Consider the following 12,508-nt stretch of genomic DNA (forward strand, 5'->3'; position numbering starts at 1 on the left):
ACGCCGGCGACCTCGGAATCCGCAACCTCGCCACCGCCCAGCAATTGCTGCTGGCTCCTTACGGCCTCGACGAAGTGAAGCTGCAGCGCGTGCTGGCGGACATCTTCACCCATAAGGTCGACTACGCCGACCTGTACTTCCAGTACACCCGCAACGAAGCGTGGAGCCTGGAAGAAGGCATCGTCAAGTCGGGCAGCTTCAGCATCGACCAGGGCGTGGGCGTACGCGCCGTGTCCGGCGACAAGACGGCCTTCGCCTACTCCGACGACATCAGCCTCGACGCCCTGCTGAAGGCCGGGGCCGCGACCCGCACCATCGGCCGCGCCGGCAGCGGCCGCGTCAAGGTGGCGGGCAAGATGGCCTCCCAGGGCGGGCGCAACCTGTACTCGCCCAACGACCCGCTCGATTCGATGGAAGCCGCCGACAAGGTAGCGCTGCTCGAACGCGTGGAACGCATGGCACGCGCCAAGGATCCGCGCGTGGTGCAGGTCATGGCGGGCCTGGCCGGTGAGTACGACGTGGTCCTGGTGGCGCGCAGCGACGGCGTCATCGCCGCCGACGTGCGGCCGCTGGTGCGGGTCTCCGTCACGGTGATCGCCGAGCAGAACGGGCGCCGCGAGATCGGCTCCTCCGGTGGTGGCGGCCGCTATGCCTACGGATATTTCAGCGACGAACTGCTGCAGAAGTATGTGGACGAAGCGGTGGCCTCGGCCCTGGTCAATCTCGAGGCACGCCCGACTCCCGCCGGCGCCATGACGGTCGTGCTCGGCCCGGGCTGGCCAGGCGTGCTGCTGCACGAAGCCATCGGCCACGGACTGGAAGGCGACTTCAACCGCAAGGGCTCGTCGGCATTCGCCGGCCGCATGGGCGAACGGGTGGCGGCCAAGGGCGTGACCGTGGTGGACGACGGCACGCTGGCCAACCGCCGCGGCTCGCTCAACCTCGACGACGAGGGCAACCCCACCCAGTGCACCACGCTGATCGAGGACGGCATCCTCAAGGGCTATATGCAGGACACGCTCAACGCGCGCCTGATGAAGATGCCTGTGACCGGCAACGCGCGCCGCGAAAGCTACGCCGCGCTGCCGATGCCGCGCATGACCAACACCTATATGCTCAACGGCAACCGGGATCCGCAGGAGATCATCGCCAGCGTCAAGCGCGGCCTCTACGCGGTCAACTTCGGCGGTGGGCAGGTCGATATCACCAACGGCAAGTTTGTCTTCTCCGCCAGCGAGGCCTACCTGATCGAGGATGGCAAGATCACCGCGCCGGTCAAGGGCGCCACGCTGGTCGGCAACGGTCCGGAATCGCTCAAGGACGTCACCATGATCGGCAACGACATGCGCCTGGACTCGGGCGTGGGCGTATGCGGCAAGGAAGGCCAGAGCGTGCCCGTGGGCGTGGGCCAGCCGACCCTGCGCATCGAAAACATGACGGTGGGCGGCACCGCCTGAGGCCAGGCTTGGCGCCGGGCGCGGCCGCTCTCCCCTTCAGGGCCGCGCCTCGTAGATCAGATTGAACGGCGTTTGCGCCGCCCGGCGGAAGCGCGAAAAACCGCCCTGCTGCACCACCGAGCGCATGCGCGCCTCGCCCGACTGGGCGCCCAGGCACAGGCCCACCTCCTGCGAACGCGACGCCGGCGTGCAGATGAAGGTCGAGGCAGAGTAGTACACCCGCCCGACCGGATTCAGGTTCTCCTCCAGCCGGTCGTTGGCGAAGGGCTCGACGATCATCCAGGTGCCGTCCGGGCGCAAGGTCTCGCGCACGTGGGCGGCCGCGCCAACCGGATCGCCCATATCGTGCAGGCAATCGAACACGGCCACGAGGTCGTAGTCCTTGCCGCCATACTCCTTGGCTTTTGCCACCTCGAAATGCACCCGGTCACGCAGGCCGGCGCGCTTCGCCGCCTCGGTGGCGAAGCGGATCGATGGCTCGTGGTAATCGAAGCCGTGGAATTCCGATGCGGGATAAGCCTGGGCCATGATGATGGTGGAGGCGCCATGCCCGCAGCCCACGTCGGCCACGCGCGCGCCCGCCTGCAGCCTGGCCTGCACCCCTTCGAGCGCCGGAATCCACTCCGAAGTCAGGTGCGCGGCATAGCCCGGCCGGAAGAAACGTTCCGTGCCGTGGAACAGCGACGGATCGTGCTCGTGCCAGCCAAGTCCGCGGCCGTTGCGAAAGGCATCCACCATCTTGGGGATCGCCTTGAACTGTGCCACCGCGATCTGGAAGGCGCCCGGAATAAAGGCGGAACTGCCCTCCTGGGCCAGCGCGAATGCCTGCTCCTCCGTCAGGCTGAACATCTCGCTCGCCGCGTCATAGGCGACATAGCCGCTGGCCGCCTGCGCGGACAGCCACTCACGCAGATAGCGTTCATCCGTGTGCGTCTTCTCGGCCAGCACCTGTACGGTCATCGGCTTCTCGGCCAGTGCCTTGTAAAGCCCCAGCGCATCGCCCAACACGATGGTCGCGGCATGCATGACCGCCCCCAAATCCTGGACGAACTGATCCATGAAGGCCTTCAGCCTCCCTTCGTCGATCGGCATGGTGTTGTACTCCCCCCAAATGACCCCGCCCGTGCCGGACAAGCCTGGCACGCCACGTTCGCCTGTCTTCCCCCGGGCAAACCTGTGCAGGGGCCGCCACCGCGCCGCTGCGCGCGCCGGCTGCGCCTATACTGGCCTCATCCATGTTGGTTCACGCACAGGAACGCGCCAATACGCAGCATTGCGTACCGCCGCGCTGGCCCTCTATCTGCCGCAATGCGTACATCGAGCCTTAGCCAGGACGTCCATGCGGTCTCCATGCTCGCCAGGCTGACCGTGCGCGAGCAGCAGGTGCTGCGCTGGCTGGCGCATGGCAAGACGGATCGCGAGATCGCCGCCATGCTCGGCATCAGTGCCCGCACCGTGCAAAAGCACCTGCAGCATGTGTACGTGAAGCTGGGGGTGGAGAATCGCACCGCCGCCGTAATGCGCGGGCTGGAGCTCGATCCGGGGCCCGCCACGGGGCGGCTCGAAAATGTGCCGGGGGTACTGCCGGACGCTTGCCAAGCCCCTGAAAACGCGCTATAAAGATGCTTCGTTGCCCGATGATCAACCGCCGCAGCCCGCAGATTTGGCAGGCTTGGCGCAATTTTCTGCCATCTCGTGACGCGTTGCCGCAAATAACCGACGCCAGTTGAGCCTGATCCCATCCATGTCCGCTAAGTTTTATTTTTACTTTTTTAGCGATCTCGCACCGCTGGCGGATGGAGAGGGACGATCGTAAGTGCCTCCAGAATTCAAAAAAAGCCGCCAGCGAACCTGGCGGCTTTTTTTATCCCGGCCCGCACCAAGCTCTAGCCCAGACACCCCAAACACACGACCCTACAAAATCCGGAGCCATCATGCTGAAGAACACCGACGACCTGCGCATTCGCGAACTTAAGGAATTGTTGCCGCCGGCGCACCTGATCCGCGAATTCGGCTGCTCCGAAAAGGCGTCCGACGTGATCTACGGCGCTCGCCAGGCCATGCACCGGATCCTGCACGGCATGGATGACCGCCTGATCGTCATCATCGGCCCCTGCTCCATCCACGACACCCGCGCCGCGCTCGAGTACGCCAAGCTGCTCAAGGTCCAGCGCGACCGTTTCGCCGGGGAACTGGAAGTGGTGATGCGGGTGTATTTCGAGAAGCCGCGCACCACGGTGGGCTGGAAGGGGCTGATCAACGATCCGCATATGGATGGCAGCTTCAAGATCAACGATGGCCTGCGCATCGCCCGCGAACTGCTGCTGAATATCAGCGAACTGGGCGTGCCGACCGGCACCGAATACCTCGACATGATCAGCCCGCAGTACATCGCGGACCTGGTCAGCTGGGGCGCCATCGGCGCGCGCACCACCGAGAGCCAGGTGCACCGTGAACTGGCCTCTGGGCTGTCGTGTCCGGTAGGCTTCAAGAACGGCACCGATGGCAACGTCAAGATCGCGGTCGATGCGATCAAGGCTGCCTCGCAGCCCCACCATTTCCTGTCGGTGACCAAGGGCGGCCACTCCGCCATTGTCTCGACATCCGGTAACGAGGATTGCCACATCATCCTGCGCGGCGGCAAGACGCCCAACTACGATGCCGCCAGCGTGCAGGAAGCTTGCGAAGCCATCTCCAAGGCCGGCCTGGCCGCGCGCCTGATGATCGATGCCTCGCACGCCAACAGCAGCAAGAAGCACGAGAACCAGATCCCGGTCTGCGAGGACATCGGCCGCCAGCTGGCAGCAGGCGACGAGCGCATCGTCGGCGTGATGGTGGAGTCGCACCTGGTAGGCGGCCGCCAGGATCACATCCAGGGCACGCCGGTGGAAGACCTCACCTATGGCCAGTCGGTCACCGATGCCTGCATCGGCTGGGATGACTCGGTGAAGGTGCTGGAAACGCTGGCCAATGCCGTGAAGGCACGGCGCCTGGCCGAGAGCACCGGCAACTGATCCGGCCCGGGACCTGGCCCCGGAGCGCCGAGGCGCTCCAGGGCGGGTCCCGCCCTCGTGTCACAAGCCGCAAGCAAGAAAAAAGCCGCAGGACATCAGCGGCTTTTTTTCTTCGTCGCGCGGCGCGTGCCGGCGGCGGGGTGCTTACTTCTTCAGAACCAGGCCACCCGGCAGCGACTCGATGTAGGCGGCGATGTCCTTCAGCTCTTCACGCGAAAAGGGGCGCGGCTTGCCGTCCTTGCCCGTCACGCCCGGGTTGGCATTGACCTGGCCAGCCATGATGGCGTTGGAGCGGCCCACCTGCGGGTTGGTGGTGATCTGGTAGGCAACCAGGGCGTGGTACAGGTAGTCGGCGTGCTGGCCAGCCAGCTTCGGGTAATCCGGGCTGATCGGGGCGTTCATGCCGGCACCGTGGCAGGCCACGCAGTTGCCCTTCTCCACCAGCGCCTTGCCGGCGGCCAGGTCGGCAGCCGAGGCCGTGATGGCCGAGGCGCCCAGCACGAGTGCGCCGATCGCGAGCGAAAGCGTCTTAAGCGTATTCATGAATGGGTCCTCTTACTTCTGGGTGTTGTTTTGCGAGCCGGAGTTCTGCTGCGCGTAGTAGGCAGCCACGTCGGCGATGTCCTGGTCAGTCAGGGTCGCGGCAATGCCACGCATGGTCGGGTGCTTGCGGTCGCCCTTCTGGTATTCCTTCAGCGCGTTCTCGATGTATTTGGCGTTCTGGCCACCGAGCAGGGGCACCTGGTACACCTCGGGGAAGGAGGCCCGATAGCCGGGAATACCATGGCAACCAATACACATCGCAACCTTGTTTTTGGCGGCGTCCACATTGCCCTTGACTTCCTGGGCTTGCGCAGCCGTTGCGGCCGCGCCCAGCACCACCATCGTGAGGAGCTTTTTCATTGTCGTAGCTGATTGGAAGTGTTAAACCCTGCGTGACCTGCCCGACCGGTCGGAAATGGCTTCAGAATGCGTCCGGCAGGATCGCATCGGCCTGCGGCCGGATGCGGCGCTGCCAGTGTGGGCCGCCAGCTTGGGCCGGACACCTGGACACTGCCAGGCATATCGGCGCTGTCTCCGCCTCATTCTGGAACCATCTCTTGTCGATCGCCGCCTCCCGGCAAGGACCGCGGGAGTGACGAGGCGGACAGAGCGGGGCGGTGGAGTCGTGGACGTGGGGGGCGCGTCAAACCGCCGCATTGTACAGCAGGCTGCACGTGACAGTCCAGCATGGAGCGGCGCGCCACACGCGAACCGGAAAGCTCTTTTATACTGGCCCATTCCGACACGCACAAACCCCTCAGGTTGCCTCATGTCCAACACCACCAACGCCAGCCAGAACCAGCAGTCCCGTTTCGAAGGCACGCAGCAGTACGTCGCCACCGATGACCTCAAGCTGGCCGTCAACGCGGCCCGCGCCCTGCAGCGCCCGCTCCTGATCAAGGGCGAGCCCGGCACCGGCAAGACCATGCTGGCCGAGGAGGTGGCGGCGGCGCTCGGCATGCCGCTGCTGCAGTGGCATATCAAGTCCACCACCAAGGCACAGCAAGGCCTGTACGAATATGACGCGGTGTCGCGCCTGCGCGACTCGCAACTGGGCGATGACCGCGTCCACGATATCCGCAACTACATCGTCAAGGGCGTGCTGTGGCAGGCGTTCGAGGCCGACCAGCAAGTGGTGCTGCTGATCGACGAGATCGACAAGGCCGACATCGAATTCCCCAACGACCTGCTGCGCGAAATCGACCGCATGGAGTTCTATGTGTACGAGACGCGCGAGCTGGTCAAGGCGCGCCACCGCCCGCTGGTGATCATCACGTCGAACAACGAGAAGGAACTGCCCGACGCCTTCCTGCGCCGCTGCTTCTTCCACTACATCAAGTTCCCTGACGCCGAGACCATGCAGCGCATCGTCGACGTGCACTATCCCGGCATCAAGCGCGACCTGGTGGCCGCCGCGCTCGAGTCCTTCTATGAAATGCGCAACCTGCCGGGCCTGAAGAAGAAGCCCTCCACCTCCGAGCTGATCGACTGGCTCAAGCTGCTGATGGCCGAGGACATCCCGCCCGAAGCACTCAAGAGCCCGGACAAGAAGGCCGCGATCCCGCCGCTGCACGGCGCGCTGCTGAAGAACGAACAGGACGTGCACCTGTTCGAGCGCCTGGTGTTCATGAACCGCGCCAATCGCTGAACACAGCCAAGCACCGCAACGGCATCGGACCACCAAGCCATGGCACGTTTTATCGAACCCATCACCCTGCGCGGCCGGCACGCCTTGCTGGAACCGCTGCGCCCCGAGCATGAAGCGGAGGTACAGGCCGCGGTCGCGGACGGCGAACTGTGGAAGCTGTGGTACACCTCGGTGCCGGCGCCTGACCAGGTCCGCGCCTGGCTCGACACCGCGCTGCAGATGCGCGAGCAACAGGGCGCGATGCCGTTCGTGATCCGCGAGATCCGCGACGGCGTGCCGGGCGCGGTGGTGGGCGCGACCCGCTACTTCAACGTCGACGGCACGCACCGGCGCCTCGAGATCGGCCATACCTGGCACGCGCAGCGCGTGCAGCGCAGCGCAGTCAATACCGAATGCAAGCTGATGCTGCTCACGCACGCGTTCGAGCAGCTGGCGTGCATCGCGGTGGAATTCCGCACGCACTGGATGAACCATCAGAGCCGCACCGCCATCGCCCGTCTCGGCGCCAAGCAGGACGGCGTGCTGCGCAACCACCAGCGCATGCCCGACGGCTCTCTGCGCGACACCGTGGTGTTCTCCATCATCGCCAGCGAATGGCCGACCGTGAAGCGCCACCTGCAATACCGCCTGGACCTGCCGGGGCGCGCATCGTGAACACGCCCGCGAACCACCGCCCCCGCTCCGGAAAACTCTAAGCGAGACCACCATGCTGATCGATTTCTTCTTCTCGCTGCGCCACGCCAAGCTGCCGGTGTCGGTCAAGGAATACCTGACCATGCTGGAAGCCCTCAAGTCCGAGGTCATCACGCCGTCGATCGACGAGTTCTACTACTTGTCGCGCATGACGCTGGTCAAGGACGAGAAGCACTTCGACAAGTTCGACCAGACCTTCGCGGCCTACTTCAAGGGCGTGGAAAGCCTGGTCGACTGGAAATCCGACATTCCGCTGGACTGGCTGCAGAAGACGCTGGAGCGCGAGCTGTCGGCCGAGGAAAAGGCCAAGATCGAAGCCATGGGCGGGCTCGACAAGCTGATGGAGCGGCTCAAGCAGCTGCTCGACGAGCAGAAGGAAAAACACGAGGGCGGCAACAAGTGGATAGGCACGGGCGGCACCTCGCCGTTCGGGCATGGCGGCTATAACCCGGAAGGCATTCGCATCGGCGGCCCCTCCAAGGGCAACCGCACCGCCATCAAGGTGTGGGAGACGCGGGCGTACAAGGATTACGACGATCAGGTCGAACTCGGCACGCGCAATATCAAGGTGGCGCTGCGCCGCCTGCGCCGGTTCGCCCGCGAAGGCGCCGAGACCGAACTGGACCTGGACGACACCATCCACTCGACCGCGGCCAACGCGGGCCTGCTTGATATCAAGCTGCGGCCGGAGCGCCACAACAAGGTCAAGGTACTGATGCTGATGGATGTGGGCGGTTCGATGGACGACCACATCAAGCGCGTGGAGGAATTGTTCTCGGCGACAAAGACCGAGTTCAAGCACCTTGAGTACTACTACTTCCACAACTGCGTGTATGACTACGTGTGGAAGAACAATCGCCGCCGCCATGCGGAGAAGATCGCTACCTGGGACCTGATCCACAAGTACACGCCGGACTACAAGGTGATCTTTGTCGGCGACGCCACCATGAGTCCGTATGAAATCCTGCAGCCCGGCGGGTCGGTGGAGTACAACAATCCGGAAGCGGGCGCGGTCTGGCTCAACCGGCTGATCGAGCAGTTCCCGCGCTTTGTGTGGCTTAACCCTGAACCGGAAGGGCTGTGGCAGTATCGGCAATCGGTGACGGTGATCAACCAGATCATGAAGTCGCGGATGTATCCCGTCACGCTCGCCGGCCTGGAGCAGGCGATGCGCCTGCTCTCCAAGTAGCCGGAAATATCCGGCATCAACCGGACCCGGACTGCCGCCCGCCTGACTCAGGCGCGCAGCAGTCCGCCCAGCATTCCCCCCTGCCCGCCCCCGCGCCCGAACAGCGTGCGCGCCACGCGCTCGCTATCCAGCCCGAAGCTCTGTGCCACAGCCGCGGCGATCAATCCGTCCAGTTCCGTCGTGGGTGCCAGGTCGCGTCCCTGGTAGAGCTCGCCCGGCGACAGGCCGGGCCAGTCGGCCAGCACCCGCCCGCCTTTGACCGCGCCGCCCATCAGCATCGCCGCCGCCGCCGTGCCGTGATCGGTGCCGCCGGTACCGTTGGCGGCAGCGGTGCGTCCGAACTCGGTAGCCACCAATACCGTGGTGCGCTCCCATGACGGGCCCAGCCCGTCGCGCAGCGCCGCCAGCATCGCGTCCAGCGCCTTGAGCCGGGCGGCCAGCCGCGGCACCTGCGCGCTGTGCGTATCCCAGCCGCCGGTCTCGATCATGGCGATGCGGGGCCCGTCCGCCCGCGCCAGGAAGCCGGCGGCAAGGCGTCCCAGGCTGGCCGGGTCCTGGCGCGCGCCGGCATCGCCGGCGAGTCCGCGGGCCTGCATCGCGGCGTTCCAGAGCGGATGCAGTTGCGCATCCATCTCGTAGAGCTGCCCGACACGCGCCAGCAGGTCATCCGGCGCGGCCGGCAAGGCCGATGGCGCATAGGAGCTGACATCGGCCGTCCCGCGCAAGGCTGCCGGGACGGTCGGCGCGAAGGCGATCGCGTTATCGGTCCGCTTCGGCAGCATGCCCACCAGCCGGTTCAGCCAGCCGTCCTTGACCTGGTAGGGCGCATTGCCGCCGGTCTCCAGCACATTCTGGCCGTCGAAGTGCGAGCGCTCGCGGTAAGGCGATGCCACCGCCTGCACGAAAAGCGCCTGCCCGGCGGCATAGAGACGCGCCGTCTCCGCCAGCGCGGGATGCAGCGCGAATGTGCCGTCGAGCCGCGTGGCCTGCGTGGCGTCGATGGCGAGCGCGCCGCGCAGGCGGGCGTAGCCGGGATCGGCGTAGGGGATCACGGTGTTCAGGCCGTCGGCGGCGCCGCGCTGGATGACGAAGACAAAACGCCGGTCGGAATCCACGCTGGCCAGCGTGAGGCGTGGCAGTGCAAGCATGGCGCCCGCGCCGGCGGTGACGCGCAGGAAATCTCGGCGGGAAAACATGACGATCACCTCCTTTGGAAATCGGGCGAGACCAGCAGCAAGGCCAGCGCGGTCTGGGCGCTTTCGGCGCGTGCGATGGCGCCGGCGGTTGGTGCGGACAACGAACCGGCGAGCAGCCGGGGACCAAGCTCGCGCGCATCGAGCCGGTCGCCGACGCGCGCGGCCAGGCGCTGTGCCAGTTCCACCCGCCGCACCAGCGCGTCGGGCGCGGCCCAGCTCGCGGCGATGTCGTCGTAGCCCGCGGGCGATCCCGGCCGCCAGACCGGCTGGCCAAGCTGGGTCAGCATTGGCGCGAAATGCTGCGCGCCCGCTTCGCGCAGCCCCAGCCCGCGCAGCGAGGACACGGCCCACTCCCACGGCGTCTTGAACTTGGCCGGCGCACTGGCCCACGCCTCGGGTGATTCCACCAGCGCGCGATACACCTCGGACAGCGCGCCGCCGCTGCGCAGGTATGCATCTGACAAACGTGTCACCAGTGCCGGCGGCGGCGTATCGGCGACGAAGTGCCGCGCCAGCTTGGTGGCGAGGTGGTTCGCGGTGGCTTCGCTGTGCGCGAGATCGTGCAGCACCGCCAGTGCCTGCGCCTCGCCTTGCTGCGCGTAGGTGCGGCCCAGGATGGTCCGGGCGCCGGGCTCATGCAGGCGAGGCCGGAATTCGAAGTGCCCTGGCTCGCCTTCTGCGCGGGCACCGAGGCCACCAATGCTCCAGCCAGTCAGCGCGCGCGCGAACTCGGTGACGTCGGCCTGCTGGTAGCCGCTGCGCACACCCAGCGTATGCAACTCCAGGATTTCGCGCGCCAGGTTTTCGTTCAGCCCGAGTTGCCGTCCGGGCGCGCGCTGGGCGGCCACGCTGTCCGGCCCGATCGAGCGCACCTGATCCAGGAAGACTTGCATGGCGGGATGGCGCTCCACGGCCACCAGCATGTCCTCGAAGCGTCCAAGCACGTGCGGGCGGATCGCCTCGGCCTCGAATGCGCCGGCCAGCGCGGCTACCGCCGGCTTCTCGACCGAGACCGCGAAGTGATTGGACCAGAAGTGCACCAGCCGCTCGACGAACGGCGCAGGCGTAACCAGCGCGCTCGTCACGCGTGCGTCCACGGCATTTCGGTAGGCCTCGCGCGTCTCACGCTGCAACTGCTGGCGAGCGGCGGCTTTGACGTCAGCCTGCGACTGGCGGACCTCGCGCTGCTGGGCACCATACGCGCCGGCCAGCGCCGCCGTGTCGGGCTGCGCGCTCCAGGGCACCGGTCTTGCCTGGTAGCGCTCGAACTGGTCGAGCAGCCAGCCACGTGGATCGGCGGGCAGGGATTCGTCGGGGCGCGCGCCCAGCCCGAAGCGGTTGACCGCGATGGCCGCGGTTGTCATGGCGGTGGTGGTCATGCGTTGCTCTCCCGGAAGTCCGCGTCTTGCGCCCGGGCGGCGTGGCGACCTGCCGCCCTGCTGGTTGCTGCTTTGTCGCTCAATGGCTGTGGTCCCGCGTTGCCGGTTCATCCTCCGTGAATGCCGCGCCTGCCCGCGCCGCGTCAGCAGGCAAAGACCGGCGCGCGATGGTGGTGGCAGGCCGCGCCGGCAAGATCGCGCAGCCGGACGGCGTAGCGTCGACAATCCGTACGAGGCTGGCCGTGGGCAAAACAGGGAAGGGAAATGTCGACCCGCACATGAGATTCTCCAGTCCAGGCCCCGGCGCCACTAGCCCCCGGGGTCGTCATGTCTGACCTATCTCTTAAACGCCGCCGGCCGGAAATTCGTTTGCGGAAAAACGTAAGTCTTGATTACAAAGGGTCCGTCATGCCACCACGTCGACCCCTTCCATCACCCACTGGCGGAAGGTTTGCAGGGCAGGCAGATGCTGTTTCTGCTCCGGATAGCAAAGGTAGTAGCCCTTCTTGCTCAGCACCCGTGCCGGATGCGCCACCACCAGCACGCCGGTGGCAAGCTCTTCCTCGATCAGGCAGCGCGGGATCAGCGCGACGCCAAGCCCGGACATCGCCGCCTGGGTAAGCAGCGAGAACTGGTCGAAGCGCGCGCCGCTCCAGGCCTTGCGCGTGGCGACGCCAAGCTCGGCGAACCAGTCAGGCCAGGCTTCGGGCACCGTGGTGTGATGCAGCAGGGGAAAGCGCAGCAGGGACGAAGGCGTGCGCACCATCCCTTCGGGCTCGCCCGCCAGCAGGGCGGGCCGGCACACCGGCAGGACTTCGCGGCCGGTCATGTAGTCGGCCAGGCTGCCCGGCCACATGCCGTCGCCGAAACGGATGGCGGCGTCGAGGTCGGGCTGGGAAAAATCGTAGCCCTGCGCATGCGGCACGAACTCCAGGCTGACATCGGGATGTTTCTCGAAAAACTGCGGCAGGCGCGGGATGAGCCACTTGGCGCCAAGCGTGGGCATGCTGGCAATGTGCAAGGTACCGCCGCGGCCCTGCCGGGCGATCAGTTCCACCGTGGCGGCTTCGATCTCGGTCAGGCTGGGCCGGATACGGTCCAGGTAGCGCTGGCCGGCATCCGTGAGCATCAGGCGCTGGCGCACGCGCTCGAACAGCTCCACGCCGAGAAAGGCTTCCAGGCTGCGCACTTGCTTGCTCACCGCACCCTGCGTGACGTGGAGCTCCCGCGCCGCGGCGGTAAAACTGTTGTAGCGGGCGGCGGCCTCGAAGGCCTGCAATTCAGTCAGCGACGGACACAAGCGCCGCATAGATAACCCCTTACTTCACTACCAAACGGAATGATCCCGCGATTTTAATTCGTTTGCGGTGTCGTTGCCCAAACAAGCAG

Annotated in this window: 12 protein-coding genes; 6 read left to right on the plus strand and 6 right to left on the minus strand. The window is 66.1% G+C overall.

Annotated elements, in window-relative coordinates; translation table 11 throughout:
- Positions 1-17 precede the first annotated feature (17 nt).
- A complete protein-coding gene (gene tldD, locus CF70_RS20170; RefSeq protein ID WP_035868794.1) occupies positions 18-1,457 on the plus strand; it encodes a metalloprotease TldD in 1,440 nt (479 codons plus the stop codon).
- 36 nt (positions 1,458-1,493) lie between these two features.
- On the opposite strand, the gene CF70_RS20175 is transcribed toward tldD, so the two are convergent.
- Positions 1,494-2,549 carry a class I SAM-dependent methyltransferase gene (locus tag CF70_RS20175; RefSeq protein WP_035868528.1) on the minus strand — a complete coding sequence of 352 codons (1,056 nt, stop codon included), beginning with the start codon at positions 2,547-2,549 and terminating at the stop codon, positions 1,494-1,496.
- Positions 2,550-2,765: 216 nt separating this feature from the next.
- Between CF70_RS20175 and CF70_RS38085 the strand changes: the two genes are divergently transcribed.
- Positions 2,766-3,077: a helix-turn-helix domain-containing protein gene (locus CF70_RS38085; RefSeq protein WP_081862256.1), complete on the plus strand. Its 312-nt coding sequence runs from the start codon at positions 2,766-2,768 to the stop codon at positions 3,075-3,077.
- Between the two features lie 314 nt (positions 3,078-3,391).
- A complete protein-coding gene (gene aroG, locus CF70_RS20185) occupies positions 3,392-4,471 on the plus strand; it encodes a 3-deoxy-7-phosphoheptulonate synthase AroG (RefSeq protein ID WP_035868531.1) in 1,080 nt (359 codons plus the stop codon).
- Positions 4,472-4,615: 144 nt separating this feature from the next.
- Here the strand turns inward: aroG and CF70_RS20190 are convergent, their stop codons facing one another.
- Positions 4,616-5,014, minus strand: coding sequence for a c-type cytochrome (locus tag CF70_RS20190; protein ID WP_035868534.1), 399 nt, complete (start codon positions 5,012-5,014; stop codon positions 4,616-4,618).
- A 12-nt stretch (positions 5,015-5,026) separates the two neighbouring features.
- On the minus strand, positions 5,027-5,374 hold the full coding sequence (locus CF70_RS20195) for a c-type cytochrome (RefSeq protein WP_035868537.1): 348 nt from the start codon (positions 5,372-5,374) through the stop codon (positions 5,027-5,029).
- 409 nt (positions 5,375-5,783) lie between these two features.
- On the opposite strand from CF70_RS20195, the gene CF70_RS20200 reads away from it, so the two are divergent.
- The 3 genes from CF70_RS20200 to CF70_RS20210 are packed head-to-tail and all read left to right on the plus strand — an operon-like array spanning position 5,784 to position 8,544.
- The gene (locus CF70_RS20200; RefSeq protein WP_035868540.1) at positions 5,784-6,662 is read left to right on the plus strand and encodes an AAA family ATPase; all 879 of its coding nucleotides are present in this window, start codon (positions 5,784-5,786) and stop codon (positions 6,660-6,662) included.
- Positions 6,663-6,701: 39 nt separating this feature from the next.
- Positions 6,702-7,316 (plus strand): GNAT family N-acetyltransferase, encoded by a 615-nt coding sequence (locus CF70_RS20205; RefSeq protein WP_035868543.1) that lies wholly within the window; start codon positions 6,702-6,704, stop codon positions 7,314-7,316.
- A 52-nt stretch (positions 7,317-7,368) separates the two neighbouring features.
- Positions 7,369-8,544, plus strand: a complete 1,176-nt coding sequence (locus CF70_RS20210; RefSeq protein ID WP_035868545.1) for a vWA domain-containing protein — start codon at positions 7,369-7,371, stop codon at positions 8,542-8,544.
- 47 nt (positions 8,545-8,591) lie between these two features.
- On the opposite strand, the gene CF70_RS20215 is transcribed toward CF70_RS20210, so the two are convergent.
- From CF70_RS20215 to gcvA, 3 genes are all read right to left on the minus strand, one after another.
- Positions 8,592-9,740 carry a DUF1501 domain-containing protein gene (locus tag CF70_RS20215; protein ID WP_035868547.1) on the minus strand — a complete coding sequence of 383 codons (1,149 nt, stop codon included), beginning with the start codon at positions 9,738-9,740 and terminating at the stop codon, positions 8,592-8,594.
- A gap of 5 nt (positions 9,741-9,745) precedes the next feature.
- On the minus strand, positions 9,746-11,119 hold the full coding sequence (locus CF70_RS20220) for a DUF1800 domain-containing protein (protein ID WP_035868550.1): 1,374 nt from the start codon (positions 11,117-11,119) through the stop codon (positions 9,746-9,748).
- A gap of 406 nt (positions 11,120-11,525) precedes the next feature.
- On the minus strand, positions 11,526-12,428 hold the full coding sequence (gcvA, locus tag CF70_RS20225; protein ID WP_035868553.1) for a transcriptional regulator GcvA: 903 nt from the start codon (positions 12,426-12,428) through the stop codon (positions 11,526-11,528).
- Positions 12,429-12,508: the final 80 nt, after the last annotated feature.

It is taken from the genome of Cupriavidus sp. SK-3 (genome assembly GCF_000611145.1).
GTDB lineage: Bacteria > Pseudomonadota > Gammaproteobacteria > Burkholderiales > Burkholderiaceae > Cupriavidus.

Coding starts and splice junctions, on each gene's coding strand:
- CF70_RS20205 (WP_035868543.1), top strand. CDS start 6,702: ATGGCACGTTTTATCGAACCCATCACCCTGCGCGGCCGGCACGCCTTG.
- gcvA (WP_035868553.1), bottom strand. CDS start 12,428: ATGCGGCGCTTGTGTCCGTCGCTGACTGAATTGCAGGCCTTCGAGGCC.
- CF70_RS20220 (WP_035868550.1), bottom strand. CDS start 11,119: ATGACCACCACCGCCATGACAACCGCGGCCATCGCGGTCAACCGCTTC.
- CF70_RS38085 (WP_081862256.1), top strand. CDS start 2,766: ATGCGTACATCGAGCCTTAGCCAGGACGTCCATGCGGTCTCCATGCTC.
- CF70_RS20190 (WP_035868534.1), bottom strand. CDS start 5,014: ATGAATACGCTTAAGACGCTTTCGCTCGCGATCGGCGCACTCGTGCTG.
- CF70_RS20200 (WP_035868540.1), top strand. CDS start 5,784: ATGTCCAACACCACCAACGCCAGCCAGAACCAGCAGTCCCGTTTCGAA.
- CF70_RS20195 (WP_035868537.1), bottom strand. CDS start 5,374: ATGAAAAAGCTCCTCACGATGGTGGTGCTGGGCGCGGCCGCAACGGCT.
- CF70_RS20215 (WP_035868547.1), bottom strand. CDS start 9,740: ATGTTTTCCCGCCGAGATTTCCTGCGCGTCACCGCCGGCGCGGGCGCC.
- CF70_RS20175 (WP_035868528.1), bottom strand. CDS start 2,549: ATGCCGATCGACGAAGGGAGGCTGAAGGCCTTCATGGATCAGTTCGTC.
- CF70_RS20210 (WP_035868545.1), top strand. CDS start 7,369: ATGCTGATCGATTTCTTCTTCTCGCTGCGCCACGCCAAGCTGCCGGTG.
- aroG (WP_035868531.1), top strand. CDS start 3,392: ATGCTGAAGAACACCGACGACCTGCGCATTCGCGAACTTAAGGAATTG.